A 17,681-nucleotide genomic window follows, 5' to 3' on the forward strand; every position below is an offset into this window, starting at 1 on the left:
TAACCATAAAAGCGCTCCTAACTAGGGGCGTTTTTTGTTTATAGGGTGGTTGGGTGATAGGCCATGGCGACCAGCTCGGGCTGTTTGACGCGATAGCGGCGTAAACGCCCTTGGATATCATCTGGCAAGCTGTGCTCCTCCTCCACTAGGACAAAATCGTGCTTTTGATAGAAAGGAATTAACTCAGGCTGGTTTAAACAGAAGCAGGGCGTACGCTGAAACTCACTGGTTAAGGCCTGTAATAGACAGCTGGCATGACCCTGCTGGCGATGCTCTGGGTGGGTGACCAATCCTGTGAGCAGCTGACAATCGCGAAACGGTTTGAGTCGCACTGCGGCGAGTATAGTGGCCCCCTGTTTGATCACCCACAGTGGCTCAGATTTGTTCGGTTTGCCGCTCGGGTAATAGGCTTGGTAAAACTTTTTGACTAAAGGAAACCACAGGGCTTCGACTTGGGTGATGGTCGCTGAAGGGCTCAATTTCCTGCCTAGATGCTAGTGATTTATGTGATATCCGCTATGATAAGCGTTTTGCACCATAGCTCAACGGGAATAACGAATGCGCTTACCACGTCTGCTGATCAGTCTGCTTGTATTGGGTGGCTCTTGCTGGTTGCATGCTAGCAGCTTGGTCCAGGGTGTCACTGAGCCGTTTGATGACTATCGTGAGCGTCTGCGACTGCACTTCTTAGAACGGAAAGCCTGGGTTGACCCAAGTGCACAGGGTGTGGAAGTCGAGGCTGTGCTGCCGTTTGAGCATCGTCCACAGGAACACTGTCGCAGCGACGAGCGTGTCGGTGTGTTGATGTTTCATGGCCTGTCCGACTCGCCGTTTTCGCTACGAGATCCGGCGCGCGCCATTGCTGAGCAGTGTTTGCATACGCGGGTGATGCTGTTGCCGGGGCATGGCAGCAAGGCTGAAGATCTATTAAGCGTCAGCCGAGAGGATTGGCGCCTAGCAGTCAGCAACGCCGTAGAGCAGTTTTCAGGGGAAGTGGATACCCTCTATTTGGCGGGCTTCTCGACGGGTGGCGCGCTGGTGACCGAATACGCTTGGCAGTACCCAGACGACATACAGGGGGTAGTGCTGTTTTCACCGTTATTTAAGATTAACAGCCGTATCGATTGGCTGGCACCGATCTTAGCGCCCTTTATCGATTGGCTGGATCATCATCCGAGCGATGACTACGCCAAGTACGCGTCCATTCCGGTGCCAGCGATTGCGCAAGCTTATAAGTTGGCCAAGGAAGTGAAGCAGACCGTGTTGGCCACGCCAGCTCAAGCGCCCGTGTTTTTAGCGTTGTCAGAAGAGGATGCGACGGTTGACTCCAGTGTCACCTTAGAGGTGTTTGAGCACTCGTTAGCGCAACACCCTGACAGTGCTATGGTGCTGTACAGTGTTAGCCAAGCTGAGCAAACCAAGGCTCAGGTGCAGATTGTTAATACGGATTTGCCAGAGCAGCGCATTTTTGGCTTGGCGCATATGGCCGTCCACGGTGCGCCGCACAACCCTTACTACGGGGCACAGGGCGAATACCGTATTTGTGCCTGGTATCTGGGTGACAGGGAGCGTTATAACGAATGTCGTTTAGCGCAGAATAATTGGTATGGTGAACGTTCAGAAGCCTTGTCAGAGCGCAGTGAGTTAGCTGCGCGTTTGTCTTGGAATCCCTATTTTGATGATTTGATGCAACGTGTCTCAGGGTTTATTGCGACGACATCTGAGTCGTCGTTTTAACATCGTTAACGGGTTTGAGTTGCAACAAGCCTCTGGAATGAAAATGGTGAGGGCCCTATGAGAGAAGTATTGAGCTTGCTGAGTGATAGTAAGTTTCATTCTGGTGAAGAGCTAGGGGAGGCGCTAGGGGTAACCCGAGCGGCTGTTTGGAAGCGATTGAAGAAGCTTGAAACCGTAGGGATTACCGTGCATTCCGTAAAAGGGCGTGGTTACCGTATACCGGAACGCCTGATCCTGCTGGAAGAAGGGCGCTTACGTGCCGCGGGTGTGGCGTCTGAGATCGCCATCGACATCCCGTTTGATACGCCGTCGACCAATGATGTGCTAAAGCAAAAAATTGCCTTAGGCGCGCGCTTGCCCGCCTTAGTGGTGACGGAGCATCAGACCCAAGGTAAAGGCCGCCGTGGCCGTATTTGGGAAAGTGGTGTGGCGAAGAACATTACCATGTCGTTTGCGTGGAAGTTTGAGCAGGGCCCGAGTGTGGTCGAAGGGCTTAGTCTCGCGGTCGGTGTGGTGATCGCCCAAGTCTTGCGTAACCTTGGGGTGCCTAATCCAGGCTTAAAATGGCCCAATGATATCTTGATTGATGGTCAGAAAATCTGTGGTATTTTGCTGGAAATGATCGCCGATCAGGACGTTTGTCGTGTGGTGATTGGCATTGGTCTAAATGTTGAATCGACGCCAGAACAGCAGGCGCGAGTGGATCAGCCGTGGACGGATTTGACCTCAAGACTGTCTTTTACCCCAGATCGCAATGAGATCATTGCGCAAATTACCCAGGGCTTGGTCGAAGTGTGTGAAGTGTTCGAACAGGGTAATGGCTTGGCCCATTATCATGCCCAATGGCAAGCGTTTGATATGCTCTACAATCAACCAGTAATGGTGTTCAGTGGTAACCGCCAGCAGACGGGGATCGCACGTGGTGTTGATACCAGTGGTGCGTTAAAGCTGGAAACCAACGATGGCATGGAACTGTTACATGGAGGCGAAATCAGTGTGCGCAAACAAGCCTAGCACGCTGGTGATTGATGCGGGCAATACGCGTATCAAGTGGACCTTGTTTCAGGGACGCGAGATCCTTGATAAATGGGCGCAAGATACGCTGGATGTGCCGCGCTGCGGGGCGCCAAGCCAGATAGTCTTCGCCAGTGTACGATCTGCTGCCGAAGACGAAAGCTTGATGGCCGAGATTCGCGCGACCTTGCCCAATACGCCATTGACCGTGGTGCACTCAGAACGCCAAGCTTGCGGTGTGCAAAATTCCTATGCTGAACCCCATCGACTGGGGGTAGATCGTTGGCTGGGCGCGATTGCTGCGTACAAAGAATACGGCGGTCCTGTGGTGATCATTGATGCCGGGACTGCGATCAAAGCTGATTTTGTTGATCAGTCTGGGGTGCACCTAGGCGGCTATATCGTGCCAGGCTTGGATCTTATGGTCAGCAGCTTGATTGATAAAACCGCTAAAATCCGCTACCAGGAAAGTGAGCAGTCGTTAGGCAGTGATGGTATACCGCACAGTACGGCGGATGCGGTGCAGCAGGGCTGCCTAGAAATGGCGCTGGGGTTTGTGCAGCGTTTGCATGAGCGGCACTGTGATGCGCGCTGGATTGCGACCGGTGGCTCGAGTCAAAAGTTAATGGCCGCCCTGGCGATTGATTGTGAGCTGGATGTGCATCTGGTCGCCAAAGGCGCGAAATATGTATTGGAAGAAGCCTTGGAAGGGTGGGAAGTAGAATGAAGTGGGTCTTTTTGCTGCTGGTGTTAGCCAATGCCGGATTTGTGGCTTGGCAGGGATTCTCTGCCGTCGATGCGGGAGCGCAACAGGCGCCCGTTTACGCGCCGCCTGTCAGTGAGCGTATCTATTTAATTGGGGAAGCACGGCCGGAGGGGGATTTGTTGGCGCAGAGCCTGCCTGAGGCGACGCTTGAGCCGGAACCTGAGTCTGAGCCGGTAGAAGAGGTGCTCTCTGAGCTTAATCAAGCTGTGGCCAATGCGGTGCAGCAGAATGCTGCCGAGCAGGATCGCCGTGAAAATTTGTTGTGTCCTGTGCTGGAGCTGGAACGCGACGCAGACCGTCGTACCGTGTCGGACGCTTTGCGCAACAATAATTTAGCTTTCAGCCAAAATGAAATCACCGGTAAACGTGATAAATATTGGCTCTATATCGCTGCTCCAGCGACCACGGCACAAGCACAAGACATCGTTGCTGAGCTGAAGTTGAAACGCATCGATAGTTATGTGATTGCTCGCGGCGAGATGAAGAACCGCATTTCCTTAGGTTTGTTTTCTTCGCAAGAGCGTGCGCAACAAGCGCAAACAATGATTGCCCAGCGTTCTGGCAAGCGTGTCAGCATCTATGAGCATGAGCGTACGGTGAAGTTGTATGAGCTGCTTTTAGATCAACCCATTAGCGAGAATGCTTGGGCGCAATTCCTGCAACAACTGGATTTATCCAAGCTGTTAATAAAAATAGAAAAAAATCCTTGCTAGTGCTTGCAATTGAAAAACTGATTCATATAATGGGCTGCACCTTTTGGGGCGTTGTGAGCAATGCTTTAAAAATCGTGGAGGGGTTCCCGAGTGGCCAAAGGGAGCAGATTGTAAATCTGCCACGAAAGTTTCGGTGGTTCGAATCCACCTCCCTCCACCATTTGCGGGCATGGTATAGTGGCTATTACCTCAGCCTTCCAAGCTGAAGAGGCGGGTTCGATTCCCGCTGCCCGCTCCAATGTTTTTCTGCTCATGTAGCTCAGTTGGTAGAGCACACCCTTGGTAAGGGTGAGGTCGGCAGTTCAAATCTGCTCATGAGCTCCAGCATTTCTCAATGCTAAAGCAAGCGAAATCCAACCGCTTAGTTTTTTGTCTGAATTTTGGGCAAATACCACTTGCTAAATTTTAAACAAGTCGGTATCATCCTCCGCCCATACGAATGTAGGCCAGTAGTTCAGCTGGTAGAGCGTCGGTCTCCAAAACCGAATGTCGGGGGTTCGAATCCCTCCTGGCCTGCCATCTTTCGTATCCAATTTCTTAGCTAGGGATCACCTGAAGTATGAGTTCGAGTGCTGAAACTCAAGAGTCTCGCGGAGACGTTTTTAAGTGGGCGGTTGTAGTCCTTCTTATTGCTGTGGCTGTAGTCGGAAACAACTATTTTTCTGCTGAGTCATTGCTGTATCGCTTGATTGCTGTTTTGGTTCTGGCTGGTATTGCTGGCTTCGTTGCGCTGAATACGGCTAAAGGGCGTTCTTTTGCGAAATTAGCAAAAGAGGCGAAAACCGAAATTCGTCGTGTTGTATGGCCAACGAGACAGGAAACGGTTCAAACAACGTTGATCGTTTTGGCGGTTGTTATTTTTATGTCTCTCGTACTGTGGGGAGTAGATTCACTCCTTGGTTGGATCGTTTCCGCAGTAATAGGTTAGGAGTTGCTCGTGGCGAAACGATGGTATGTGGTACAAGCGTACTCAGGTTATGAAAAGCACGTGATGCGCTCGCTGAAAGAGCGAGTGGGCATTATGGGCATGGAAGATTATTTTGGCGATATCCTAGTTCCGACTGAGGAAGTGGTTGAGATTCGCGATGGCAAGAAGCGCAAGAGTGAGCGTAAATTCTACCCTGGCTATGTATTAGTTCAGATGGATATGAATGACGACTCTTGGCACCTTGTTAAAGGTACAGCGCGTGTGCTTGGCTTCATTGGCGGCACAGCGGACAAGCCATCACCGATCACGGACCGTGAAGCAGATGCGATTCTGCAACGTGTTAATGATGGTGTGGATAAGCCTCGTCCTAAGACGTTGTTTGAAGTGGGTGAAGTGGTTCGTGTTAACGAAGGTCCATTCGCTGACTTTAACGGTGTTGTGGAAGAGGTGGATTACGATAAAAGCCGAATCAAGGTGGCAGTGCTTATTTTTGGGCGCTCTACGCCGGTTGATTTGGAATTTAGTCAGGTTGAGAAGACCTGATTGTAATTAAACGGGTAGCCTTCGGGCGCTGACCCATCTGGAGTAAAAAATGGCTAAAAAAGTCCAAGCTTACATCAAGCTACAAGTTAAAGCGGGTCAAGCGAACCCAAGTCCACCAGTTGGTCCAGCTCTTGGTCAACACGGTGTGAACATCATGGAATTCTGTAAAGCGTTCAACGCCAAAACTCAAGGCGTAGAACCAGGTCTTCCAACACCAGTTATCATCACTGTATACAGTGACCGTAGCTTCACGTTCGAAACAAAATCTACTCCGGCTTCAGTTCTTCTTAAGAAAGCTGCTGGCCTTAAGAGTGGTTCACCACGTCCAAACACTCAGAAAGTTGGTACAGTAACTCGTGCGCAACTAGAAGAGATCGTTAACGCTAAGCAGGCTGATTTGACTGCAGCGGATATGGATGCTGCCGTACGTACTATCGCAGGTAGTGCACGTGCAATGGGTCTAGATGTTGAGGGTGTGAACTAATGGCTAAGCTAACTAAACGCGCTCGCTTGATCGCTGAAAAAGTAGACGCAGCAAAACTTTACTCTGTAGAAGAAGCAGTAGCTCTTCTTTCTGAACTTTCTACTGTTAAGTTCAAAGAGTCTGTAGACGTATCTGTTAACCTAGGCGTTGACCCACGTAAATCTGATCAGGTTGTTCGTGGCTCTACAGTGCTTCCTAACGGTACAGGTAAAGACGTTCGCGTTGCTGTATTCGCACAAGGTGCAAACGCTGAAGCAGCTAAAGAAGCTGGTGCAGACGTTGTAGGTTTCGAAGACCTTGCTGAGCAAGTTAAAGCTGGCAACCTAGACTTCGACGTAGTTATCGCTTCTCCAGACGCGATGCGTATCGTTGGTCAACTAGGTCAGGTACTTGGTCCTCGTGGTCTTATGCCAAACCCTAAAGTTGGTACTGTAACGCCTGACGTTGCGACTGCGGTTAAAAACGCTAAGTCTGGTCAAGCTCGTTACCGTACTGACAAAAATGGTATCATCCACGCTGGCGTTGGTTCTATCGACTTCGCAGCTGATGCTATCAAAGGCAACCTAGAAGCGCTTCTAGCCGACCTACGTCGTGCTAAACCAGCATCTTCTAAAGGTGTCTACATGAAGAAAGTGACTTTGTCCTCTACAATGGGACCTGGTCTAACAATTGATTTAGGTGCGCTAAGCTTCTAAGTCAGAGCTTTGGGGTCTGTACAGCTTGCTGTATAGGCCGTCAAAGACCGCAGGAATCTTGCGATTTAATCAAAACGTTGCGAAACGTTTGTCCTGCGCAGATGGTGTGGCCCGATTCAGATTAAACTGGATCCAACTCACCAGTAAGTACTCCGAATATTCGGAGAGTTGGTAAATTTGGGGATTTATCCCTGCTAATCCAGGAGAAAACCAGTGGCATTAGGTCTAGAAGACAAAAAAGCCATTGTCGCCGAAGTTAGCGAAGTTGCTCAAGGCGCTTTGTCTGCTGTGGTAGCTGATTCACGCGGTGTTACCGTGTCTGATATGACAGCTCTACGTAAGCAGGCTCGTGAAGCTGGCGTTTACGTACGTGTAGTACGTAACACTCTAGCTCGCCGCGCAGTTGAAGGCACAGACTTCGAATGCTTGACAGAAAGCTTCGTTGGTCCAACTCTTATCGCATTCTCTAACGAGCACCCAGGTGCGGCCGCTCGTTTGTTGAAAACTTTCGCGAAAGAGAACGACAAATTTGAAGTTAAAGCATTAGCGTTCAACGGTGAGTTGATCGCAGCTGGCGACATTGATCGTTTGGCAACACTGCCAACATACGACGAAGCAATCGCGAAACTAATGAGCGTTATCCAAGGTGCGACAAGCAAACTTGCTCGTACACTGGCAGCGATTCGCGATCAGAAAGAACAAGAAGCAGCGTAACTTTAAAGCGCGCTTACTTGAAATCAATTGGTTTTTGTTGCCTGTTATGGCAACTACAAAATGTTAGGAAATCTGAGTCATGGCTCTAACTAAAGAAGATATCATCAATGCAGTAGCAGAAATGTCTGTAATGGACGTTGTTGAACTAATCGAAGCAATGGAAGAAAAATTCGGCGTAACTGCTGCTGTTGCTGCTGCAGCTCCTGCTGCTGGCGATGCTGGTGCAGCTGCTGAAGAACAAACAGAATTTGACGTAGTTCTTACTGCTGCTGGCGATAAGAAAGTTAACGTTATCAAAGCTGTTCGTGGCGCAACTGGTCTTGGCCTTAAAGAAGCGAAAGCAATGGTTGACGGCGCTCCAGCGACTGTTAAAGAAGCTGCTTCTAAAGAAGAAGCAGAAGAGCTTAAGAAAGCTCTTGAAGAAGCAGGTGCTTCTGTCGAAATCAAGTAATAATGTTACTTGCTTCGCAAAAGTTCGGCATCTAGTCGAAATGGCTGGTGGTTTTTTGCCACCGGCCTTTTTGGGTTTCTAAAACCCGATTAAAAAATTATTCTTTTTTTGAGAGAATACTCTCTCAATTTCGGTAGGCCTGATTAAGAGGCCTTTTGCGTCAATGTGCACAAGCTGGGGAATGCTGATGGCTTACTCATACACTGAGAAAAAACGTATCCGTAAGGATTTCGGTAAACTGCCGCCCGTTTTGGATGTGCCATACTTGCTGGCAATTCAGCTTGAATCCTACCGTAACTTCTTGCAGGAAGGTAAAGTTCCTGCAGAGCGTGGGGAACTGGGTCTGCATGGGGCCTTTAAATCTGTCTTTCCAATGGTCAGCTTTTCCGGCAATGCGGCGCTAGAATACGTCGATTACCGATTGGGCAAGCCAGTATTTGATGTAAAAGAGTGTCAGCTACGTGGTGTTACGTATGCCGCTCCTTTACGTGTTCGTGTGCGTCTTATCATTTATGATAAAGAGTCAGCGAACAAGGCAATCAAAGACATTCGTGAGCAAGAAGTCTACATGGGTGAAATCCCATTAATGACTGAAAACGGTACGTTTGTAATTAACGGTACTGAGCGTGTAATCGTATCTCAGTTACACCGTTCTCCTGGTGTGTTCTTCGACCACGATCGTGGTAAGACTCACTCATCAGGTAAACTGCTACACTCTGCTCGTGTAATTCCTTACCGTGGTTCATGGTTGGACTTCGAGTTCGATCCAAAAGACTGCGTGTTCGTTCGTATCGACCGTCGTCGTAAACTACCTGTAACAATCTTGTTACGTGCGCTAGGTTTTGATACTGAACAAATTCTAGATACTTTCTTCGATACAACTCGCTTCTACTTGAGCCGTGATGGCGTAGAAATGGAGCTGATTGCAAGCCGCTTACGTGGTGAGACAGCTTCTTTTGACATCACTGACCAAGAAGGCAATGTCATCGTTGAAGAGACTCGCCGTATTACTGCGAAACATATCCGCCAGATGGAAAAAGTAGGTCTAGAGCGTCTCTCTGTGCCTCTTGAGTACCTGTTGGGTAAAGTAACGGCTAAAAACCTTGTGCATCCAGGCACGGGTGAGTTGATCGCTGAAGCGAACACGGAGATGTCGGTTGATCTACTAGAAGCACTGGTTGCTGCTGGTATTAAAGAGATTGAAGTTCTTTACACGAACGATCTTGATCACGGTCCGTTTATCTCTGATACCTTGCGTATCGACCCTACTAACAACCAGTTGGAAGCATTGGTAGAAATCTACCGTATGATGCGCCCTGGTGAGCCGCCAACCAAAGAATCTGCTGAGGCGTTGTTCCAAGGCTTGTTCTTCTCAGAAGATCGCTACGATCTATCTGGCGTTGGTCGTATGAAGTTTAACCGTCGTTTAGGACGTGATGAAGACGAAGGTCTAGGTATCCTAGATAACGACGACATCATCGCTGTTCTTAAGACATTGCTAGATATCCGTAACGGTAACGGTATGGTCGACGATATCGACCACCTAGGTAACCGTCGTATTCGTTCTGTCGGCGAAATGGCCGAGAACCAATTCCGTGTTGGTTTAGTGCGTGTAGAGCGTGCCGTGAAAGAGCGTCTGTCTATGGCAGAAGCGGATGGCCTAATGCCACAAGATCTATTGAACGCTAAGCCAGTGGCGGCAGCGATCAAAGAATTCTTCGGTTCTAGCCAATTGTCTCAGTTCATGGATCAAAACAACCCGCTTTCTGAGGTTACTCACAAGCGTCGTGTTTCGGCGTTGGGCCCTGGTGGTCTAACACGTGAACGTGCCGGCTTCGAGGTGCGAGATGTACACGCAACCCACTACGGTCGTGTGTGTCCAATCGAAACACCTGAAGGTCCAAACATCGGTCTGATCAACTCGCTATCTACTTACGCGCGTACTAACAGCTACGGCTTCCTAGAAACGCCTTACCGTAAAGTAATCGATGGCAAAATGAGTGACGAAACGGTTTACGTTTCGGCAATCGATGAAGCGAAATACGTTATCGCACAAGCGTCTGTGAACGTTGATGAAGAAGGTCGTCTAGTAGACGAGCTTGTTCAGGTTCGTCACATGCACGAAACGACTCTACTACCAAAAGAGAAAGTAAACCTAATGGACGTGTCACCACGTCAGGTTGTTTCGGTAGCAGCGTCGCTTATCCCATTCCTAGAACACGATGACGCCAACCGTGCCTTGATGGGATCGAACATGCAACGTCAGGCTGTACCGACTCTAATCGCTGAGAAACCAGTGGTTGGTACCGGTATGGAGAAGAACGTAGCGAAAGACTCTGGTGTTTGTATCGTTGCTCGTCGCGGCGGTGAAATCGAGTCTGTTGATGCCAGCCGTATCGTTGTACGTGTGAACTCTGAAGAGACCGAAGCAGGTGAAGCGGGTGTAGATATCTACAACCTGACGAAATACGTTCGTTCGAACCAGAACACATGTATCAACCAGCGTACTTTGGTACTGAAAGGTGACAAAGTTGCACGCGGTGACATCATGGCTGACGGTCCTTCTGTTGACATGGGTGACCTAGCGCTTGGTCAAAACATGCGTATCGCCTTCATGCCTTGGAACGGCTTTAACTTCGAGGACTCGATCCTAGTATCTGAGCGCGTAGTTGAAGAAGATCGTTTCACTTCGATTCACATCCAAGAGCTAACATGTGTGGCTCGTGATACGAAGCTTGGGCCTGAAGAAATTACTTCAGACATCCCGAACGTAGGCGAAGGTGCGCTATCTAAGCTTGATAATGCTGGTGTGGTTTACATCGGTGCAGAAGTAGAACCAGGTGACATCCTAGTTGGTAAAGTAACGCCAAAAGGCGAGACGCAACTAACACCTGAGGAAAAACTTCTACGCGCAATCTTTGGTGAGAAAGCGTCTGACGTTAAAGATACGTCTCTACGCGTGAAAACAGGTACTCGCGGTACAGTTATCGACGTACAGGTATTCACTCGTGACGGCATCGAGAAAGACGAGCGTGCGAAGTCGATTGAGAAATCTCAACTAGACCAAGTGCGTAAAGACTTGAACGAAGAATTCCGCATTGTTGAAAAAGCAACGTTTGAGCGTCTAGCTGAAGCATTGGTTGGCCAACAGGCAGAAGGCGGTCCGGGTCTTGCGCGCAACGCTGTGATCACTGAAGACTTCCTAGCGAACCTTGATCACCCTGAGTGGTTCAAGATCCGCGTAGCGAACGAAGAAGCGAGTGAACAGCTTGAAAAAGCACAAGCCGCTTTGATCGAACGCCGCAAAGAGCTAGACGCGAAATTCGAAGATAAAAAACGCAAGCTACAAACTGGCGATGACTTGGCACCAGGCGTGTTGAAGATCGTTAAGGTTTACGTAGCTGTGAAACGTCGTATCCAGCCAGGTGATAAGATGGCGGGTCGTCACGGTAACAAGGGTGTAATCTCTAAGATCATGCCTGTTGAAGATATGCCGTACGACGAAAACGGCGATCCAGTTGATATCGTACTTAACCCACTGGGTGTACCGTCTCGTATGAACGTAGGTCAGGTACTAGAAACCCACTTGGGTGCAGCAGCGAAAGGCTTGGGTCGTAAGATCGACGAGATGCTTAAGGTTGAGCGTGAGAAAGCAGAAGCGGTTAAAGAGCTTCGTGTTTTCCTAAATGAAATCTATAACGGTCACGAAGGCGATCTTCGTCCAGCTCGTACAGAAGACCTAGACAGCTTCTCTGATGAAGAGATTCTAGTGTTGGCAGCTAACCTTAAGAAAGGTGTGCCAATGGCGTCTGGTGCCTTTGACGGTGCTAAAGAAGCTGAGATCAAGCGTATGCTGCGTCTAGCTGGCATCAACGAGAGTGGTCAGATCAAGCTATTCAACGGCCGTACTGGTGAAGCGTTTGAGCGTCCTGTAACCGTAGGTTACATGTACATGCTTAAGTTGAACCACTTGGTAGATGATAAGATGCACGCTCGTTCTACTGGCTCTTACAGCCTTGTTACTCAGCAGCCGCTGGGTGGTAAAGCGCAATTCGGTGGTCAGCGTTTCGGTGAGATGGAGGTATGGGCACTGGAAGCATACGGTGCCGCCTACACGCTACAAGAAATGTTGACTGTTAAGTCGGACGACGTGAACGGTCGTACTAAGATGTACAAAAACATCGTAGACGGCGATCACCGTATGGAGCCAGGCATGCCTGAATCCTTCAACGTATTGGTGAAAGAAATCCGTTCTCTTGGTATCGACATCGAGCTAGAAAACGAATAAGCACGAATCACATTTGACCTGCTGGGAGGGTTAGCCCCTCCCAGCCTTACGAGTGGGGCGAATATCCATGAAAGACTTATTAGGTCTTCTAAAAACACAGGGACAATCAGAAGAGTTTGATGCGATTCGCATTGGCTTAGCTTCTCCAGATATGATTCGTTCATGGTCTTATGGTGAAGTTAAAAAGCCAGAAACCATCAACTACCGTACGTTCAAACCAGAGCGTGACGGCCTGTTCTGTGCCAAAATCTTTGGTCCTATCAAGGACTACGAATGTTTGTGTGGTAAATACAAGCGTTTAAAACACCGTGGTGTCATTTGTGAGAAGTGTGGCGTTGAAGTTGCGTTGTCGAAAGTGCGTCGTGAGCGCATGGGACACATCGAGCTAGCTTCACCGGTTGCTCACATTTGGTTCCTTAAGTCTCTACCATCTCGTATCGGTCTTATCATGGATATGACCCTACGTGATATTGAGCGTGTTCTTTACTTTGAATCTTTCATCGTGATTGACCCAGGCATGACAACGCTTGAAAAAGGTCAGCTACTGAACGATGAGCAGTACTTCGAAGCATTAGAAGAGTTCGGTGACGAATTCGACGCGCGCATGGGTGCGGAAGCGATTCAATGCTTGCTTCGTGACATGGACCTTGCTGAAGAAATCAGCACCATGCGTGAAGAGCTAAACGCTACTAACTCTGAGACTCGTATTAAGAAGCTTTCTAAGCGTCTTAAACTGATTGAAGCGTTCCACCATTCTGGTAATAACCCAGAGTGGATGGTGTTAGACGTTCTACCAGTGTTGCCACCTGATCTTCGCCCTCTAGTACCGCTAGAAGGTGGTCGTTTTGCAACGTCTGATTTGAACGATCTTTACCGTCGCGTTATCAACCGTAACAACCGTCTAAAACGTCTTCTTGAGCTAGCTGCTCCAGACATCATCGTACGCAACGAAAAGCGTATGCTACAAGAGTCTGTTGACGCGCTACTAGACAACGGTCGTCGCGGTCGTGCGATCACAGGCTCTAACAAGCGTCCTCTGAAATCTTTGGCCGACATGATCAAAGGTAAGCAAGGTCGTTTCCGTCAGAACCTTTTGGGTAAACGTGTAGACTACTCTGGCCGTTCTGTAATCACAGTAGGTCCATCTCTACGTTTGCACCAGTGTGGTCTGCCGAAGAAGATGGCTCTTGAGCTATTCAAGCCATTCATCTTCTCTAAACTAGAACTTCGTGGCATGGCAACAACCATCAAAGCTGCGAAGAAAATGGTAGAGCGTGAAACCGCTGAGGTTTGGGATATTCTTGATGAAGTTATCCGCGAACACCCAGTCATGCTTAACCGTGCACCAACGCTTCACCGTTTGGGTATCCAAGCGTTTGAACCGATTCTAATCGAAGGTAAAGCGATCCAGTTGCACCCACTTGTGTGTGCGGCCTACAACGCCGACTTCGACGGTGACCAGATGGCGGTACACGTACCATTGACGATCGAGGCTCAACTTGAAGCTCGTGCGTTGATGATGTCTACCAACAACATCCTGTCACCTGCCAACGGTGAACCGATCATCGTTCCTTCTCAGGACGTTGTATTGGGTCTGTACTACATGACGCGTGATAAAATCAACGCGAAAGGTGAGGGCATGGCCTTCGCTGATATCAAAGAAGTACACCGTGCCTATGGTGCAAAACAAGTTGAACTGCACGCGAAAATTAAGGTGCGTGTAAATCAAGTTGATACAACGCTTGAAGGTGAAAAAGTACCTTCAACGTTCATCGTTGACACGACAGTTGGTCGTGCGTTGTTATTCGATATCGTGCCTGATGGCCTTCCATTCTCGGTTATCAACCAACCGATGAAGAAGAAAGCAATCTCGAACCTAATCAACGAGTGTTACCGCAAAGTTGGTCTGAAAGAGACATGTGTGTTCGCTGACCAATTGATGTACACAGGTTTCCAATACGCAACTGCGTCGGGTTCCTCTGTAGGTGTTGATGACTTCGTAATTCCGCCAGAAAAAGTAGATATCATTTCTCGTGCAGAAGAAGAAGTTAAAGAAATCGAATATCAATTCGCTGACGGTCTTGTGACAGCTGGTGAGAAATACAACAAGGTTATCGACTTGTGGTCTCGTACCAACGAAACCGTAACTGAAGCCATGATGAAAAACTTGGCAAAAGAGACGGTTATCGACAAAGAAGGTAACGAAGTTGAGCAGCAATCATTTAACTCAGTTTACATGATGGCCGACTCTGGTGCCCGTGGTAGTGTGGCTCAGATGCGTCAGCTAGGTGGTATGCGTGGTCTGATGGCGAAACCGGATGGTTCCATCATCGAAACGCCGATCACTGCGAACTTCCGTGAAGGTCTATCAGTACTTCAGTACTTTACCTCGACTCACGGTGCTCGTAAGGGTCTTGCCGATACCGCCTTGAAGACAGCCAACTCTGGTTACCTAACGCGTCGTCTAGTAGACGTAGCGCAAGACTTGGTAATCACAGAAGTAGACTGTGGTGCTGAAAACGGCCTTCTAGTAAGTGCTTTGATCGAGGGTGGTGACGTAGTCGTTCCGCTAGGTCAGCGTGTACTAGGTCGTGTGGTAGCACAAGATGTAATTGATTCTAAAGGCGATGTCGTTGTTGAGCGTGGTGTTCTGATTGATGAGCACAACGTTCGTGCGATCGAAGCAGCGGGTGTGGACGAGATGATCGTTCGCTCAGTAATCAGCTGTGAAACGAAGCACGGTGTATGTGGTACTTGTTACGGTCGTGACCTAGCGCGTGGTCACTTGGTGAACATTGGTGAAGCTGTGGGTGTTGTTGCAGCACAGTCGATCGGTGAGCCGGGTACACAGCTTACCATGCGTACCTTCCACATCGGTGGTGCGGCATCGCGAGCGTCTGCAGTAGACAGTGTTCAAGTGAAGAGCGCCGGTACTGTACGTTTCCACAAGATGAAGAGCATCGAGCGTGAAACAGGCCAGTTGGTTGTGGCATCGCGTTCTTCTGAATTGGCGATTGCGGACGAAGCGGGTCGTGAGAAAGAGCGTTACAAGCTTCCTTACGGTGCCGTACTAAGCGTTCGTGAAGGTGACGAAGTAACGGCTGGCCAAGTATTGGCTAACTGGGACCCGCACACTCACCCAATCGTTTCTGAGATGCAGGGTAAACTTGAATTCTCTGGTATGGATGAAGGCGTAACCATTCGCCGTCAGTCTGATGAGCTTACTGGCTTGACGACCATCGAAGTACTAGAAATGAAAGACCGTCCTTCATCTGGTAAAGACATCCGTCCTACGATCTCTGTCGTAGACGAGAATGGCGCGCCAGTGATGATTCCTGGTACGGAGATGCCGGTACAATACATGCTTCCTGAGAAGGCTCTATTGAGCTTGGATCACGGTGCCACCATCAAGTCTGGTGAAGTATTGGCCCGTATCCCACAAGAATCTCAAGGTAACAAGGACATCACCGGTGGTCTACCGCGTGTAGCTGACTTGTTCGAAGCACGTCGTCCGAAAGATCCTGCTGTGATGGCAGAAGCAACGGGTGTAGTAAGTTTCGGTAAAGAGACAAAAGGTAAGATCCGTTTGGTAATCACACCACAAGATGGTGGTGACCCAATCGAAACTCTGATTCCTAAATGGCGTCAAATCAACATCTTCGATGGTGAAGAAGTTGAGAAGGGTGAGATCATTGCCGACGGTCCTCTAAACCCACATGACATCTTGCGTCTTCAGGGTGTAGCAGCGCTTGCTGATTACATCACTAACGAGATCCAAGAGGTTTACCGTCTACAGGGTGTAGGCATCAACGATAAGCACATCGAAGTTATTGTGCGTCAGATGCTACGTAAAGTAGACATCACTGAATCAGGTGATACGAACCTAATTCAGGGTGACCAGGTTGAATACACGCAAATGCAAGAAGCGAACGAAGCTGCGGAAGCAGAAGGTCGTTTCCCTTCTAAATACGAGCGCGTACTACTTGGTATTACTAAAGCTTCTTTGGCAACTGAGTCATTCATCTCTGCGGCATCGTTCCAAGAGACGACTCGAGTACTAACAGAAGGTGCGGTAACCGGTAAGAAAGACCACCTACGTGGTCTGAAAGAAAACGTTGTTGTAGGTCGTCTGATCCCAGCGGGTACAGGTTTGGCTTACCACAGCGGTCGCAAAGCTAAGAAAGAGCTTGCGCAAGCAACGGCTGAAGGTAGTGCATCAGTAAGTGCTTCGGATGTAGAAGAAGCATTAAGTGCTGCACTGAAAGACTAGAAGTCATTGGAAGTGTCAGGGAGGTGAATTTTTGTTCGCCTCCCTATTGACTGTTTTATAGGCGCAAATTACACTTGCGCCTCCTTATTTTTGGCGATTTCCGCCAATAGAATTGGATGTGGAGCTTGTTAAATGGCAACCGTTAACCAGTTGGTTCGTAAACCACGTAAACGTAAAGTGGCAAAAAGTGACGTTCCTGCGTTACAAGCTTGTCCGCAACGCCGCGGCGTCTGCACACGTGTATACACTACTACGCCTAAGAAGCCTAACTCGGCTTTGCGTAAAGTATGTCGTGTTCGCTTGACGAACGGCTTCGAAGTTACTTCCTACATCGGTGGTGAAGGTCACAACCTGCAAGAACACAGCGTAGTGCTGATTCGCGGCGGTCGTGTAAAAGACCTTCCAGGTGTTCGTTACCACACAGTACGTGGTAGCTTGGATACTTCTGGCGTACAAAATCGTAAGCAAGGCCGTTCTAAATACGGTACTAAGCGTCCTAAGTAAGCTTTATCGCTGCTTTAATCGTTTAGACATAATTTTTTAATACAGTAAGGCCGAGCACAGAAATGGTCTCGGACTCACCTGAAGAGGATATAATCCATGCCTAGAAGACGCGTAGTCGCTAAGCGTGACGTGCTTCCTGATCCGAAACACGGAAGCCAACTTCTTGCAAAATTCATTAACCACGTAATGGTTAGTGGCAAGAAATCTGTAGCTGAAAGCATTGTATACGATGCCCTAGACACAGTTGCAGAACGCACAAAATCTGAAGAGCCAATGGCGATCTTCGAAAAAGCACTAGAATCTATCCAGCCAATGGTTGAGGTTAAATCTCGCCGTGTTGGTGGTGCAACTTACCAAGTACCTGTTGAAGTACGTCCAGCTCGTCGCTCAGCGCTATCTATGCGTTGGTTGGTAGACGCTGCACGTAAGCGTGGCGAAAAATCTATGGCGCTACGTCTTGCAGGCGAAATTCTAGATGCGTCTGAGAACAAAGGTTCAGCTGTTAAGAAACGTGAAGACGTTCACCGTATGGCTGAAGCGAACAAAGCGTTCTCTCACTACCGTTTCTAATCAT

General features: G+C 48.9%; 15 protein-coding genes and 4 tRNA genes. 18 read left to right on the forward strand and 1 reads right to left on the reverse strand.

What is annotated here, in order from left to right:
- Positions 1-38: 38 nt before the first annotated feature.
- Positions 39-479: a GNAT family N-acetyltransferase gene (locus MAQ5080_RS06715; protein WP_067207702.1), complete on the reverse strand. Its 441-nt coding sequence runs from the start codon at positions 477-479 to the stop codon at positions 39-41.
- A 79-nt stretch (positions 480-558) separates the two neighbouring features.
- On the opposite strand from MAQ5080_RS06715, the gene MAQ5080_RS06720 reads away from it, so the two are divergent.
- The 18 genes from MAQ5080_RS06720 (at position 559) to rpsG (ending at position 17,677) form a co-directional block, all read left to right on the forward strand.
- A complete protein-coding gene (locus MAQ5080_RS06720) occupies positions 559-1,737 on the forward strand; it encodes an alpha/beta hydrolase (RefSeq protein WP_067207699.1) in 1,179 nt (392 codons plus the stop codon).
- A gap of 57 nt (positions 1,738-1,794) precedes the next feature.
- Positions 1,795-2,751 (forward strand): biotin--[acetyl-CoA-carboxylase] ligase, encoded by a 957-nt coding sequence (locus tag MAQ5080_RS06725; protein WP_067207697.1) that lies wholly within the window; start codon positions 1,795-1,797, stop codon positions 2,749-2,751.
- A complete protein-coding gene (locus MAQ5080_RS06730) occupies positions 2,717-3,478 on the forward strand; it encodes a type III pantothenate kinase (RefSeq protein ID WP_067207694.1) in 762 nt (253 codons plus the stop codon). The genes MAQ5080_RS06725 and MAQ5080_RS06730 overlap by 35 nt, the downstream gene beginning before the upstream one ends.
- Positions 3,475-4,230 (forward strand): SPOR domain-containing protein, encoded by a 756-nt coding sequence (locus tag MAQ5080_RS06735; protein WP_067207691.1) that lies wholly within the window; start codon positions 3,475-3,477, stop codon positions 4,228-4,230. The genes MAQ5080_RS06730 and MAQ5080_RS06735 overlap by 4 nt, the downstream gene beginning before the upstream one ends.
- A 76-nt stretch (positions 4,231-4,306) precedes the next feature.
- Positions 4,307-4,390: transfer RNA gene (locus MAQ5080_RS06740), tRNA-Tyr, on the forward strand.
- 3 nt (positions 4,391-4,393) lie between these two features.
- Positions 4,394-4,468 (forward strand) — tRNA-Gly (locus MAQ5080_RS06745).
- A 10-nt stretch (positions 4,469-4,478) separates the two neighbouring features.
- Positions 4,479-4,554, forward strand: a tRNA-Thr gene (locus MAQ5080_RS06750).
- A gap of 119 nt (positions 4,555-4,673) precedes the next feature.
- Positions 4,674-4,749: transfer RNA gene (locus tag MAQ5080_RS06755), tRNA-Trp, on the forward strand.
- A gap of 40 nt (positions 4,750-4,789) precedes the next feature.
- A complete protein-coding gene (gene secE / locus MAQ5080_RS06760) occupies positions 4,790-5,158 on the forward strand; it encodes a preprotein translocase subunit SecE (RefSeq protein WP_055462792.1) in 369 nt (122 codons plus the stop codon).
- 9 nt (positions 5,159-5,167) lie between these two features.
- Positions 5,168-5,701, forward strand: coding sequence for a transcription termination/antitermination protein NusG (gene nusG / locus MAQ5080_RS06765; protein WP_067207688.1), 534 nt, complete (start codon positions 5,168-5,170; stop codon positions 5,699-5,701).
- Positions 5,702-5,750: 49 nt separating this feature from the next.
- A complete protein-coding gene (rplK, locus tag MAQ5080_RS06770) occupies positions 5,751-6,185 on the forward strand; it encodes a 50S ribosomal protein L11 (protein WP_067207686.1) in 435 nt (144 codons plus the stop codon).
- Positions 6,185-6,880, forward strand: a complete 696-nt coding sequence (gene rplA / locus MAQ5080_RS06775; RefSeq protein ID WP_067207684.1) for a 50S ribosomal protein L1 — start codon at positions 6,185-6,187, stop codon at positions 6,878-6,880. Before rplK ends, rplA begins: the two co-directional genes overlap by 1 nt.
- Positions 6,881-7,093: 213 nt before the next feature.
- Entirely contained in the window at positions 7,094-7,594 is a 501-nt protein-coding gene (gene rplJ / locus MAQ5080_RS06780; protein ID WP_067207682.1) for a 50S ribosomal protein L10, read from the forward strand.
- Positions 7,595-7,673: 79 nt separating this feature from the next.
- Positions 7,674-8,045, forward strand: a complete 372-nt coding sequence (rplL, locus tag MAQ5080_RS06785) for a 50S ribosomal protein L7/L12 (protein WP_067207679.1) — start codon at positions 7,674-7,676, stop codon at positions 8,043-8,045.
- 187 nt (positions 8,046-8,232) lie between these two features.
- Positions 8,233-12,333 carry a DNA-directed RNA polymerase subunit beta gene (rpoB, locus tag MAQ5080_RS06790; RefSeq protein ID WP_067208003.1) on the forward strand — a complete coding sequence of 1,367 codons (4,101 nt, stop codon included), beginning with the start codon at positions 8,233-8,235 and terminating at the stop codon, positions 12,331-12,333.
- Between the two features lie 67 nt (positions 12,334-12,400).
- Entirely contained in the window at positions 12,401-16,603 is a 4,203-nt protein-coding gene (gene rpoC, locus MAQ5080_RS06795; protein WP_067207675.1) for a DNA-directed RNA polymerase subunit beta', read from the forward strand.
- Between the two features lie 132 nt (positions 16,604-16,735).
- The gene (gene rpsL / locus MAQ5080_RS06800) at positions 16,736-17,107 is read left to right on the forward strand and encodes a 30S ribosomal protein S12 (RefSeq protein ID WP_013659444.1); all 372 of its coding nucleotides are present in this window, start codon (positions 16,736-16,738) and stop codon (positions 17,105-17,107) included.
- 96 nt (positions 17,108-17,203) lie between these two features.
- Positions 17,204-17,677 (forward strand): 30S ribosomal protein S7, encoded by a 474-nt coding sequence (gene rpsG / locus MAQ5080_RS06805; RefSeq protein ID WP_067207672.1) that lies wholly within the window; start codon positions 17,204-17,206, stop codon positions 17,675-17,677.
- Positions 17,678-17,681: the final 4 nt, after the last annotated feature.

This window comes from Marinomonas aquimarina (assembly GCF_900089755.1).
In the GTDB taxonomy this organism is placed as follows: domain Bacteria; phylum Pseudomonadota; class Gammaproteobacteria; order Pseudomonadales; family Marinomonadaceae; genus Marinomonas; species Marinomonas aquimarina.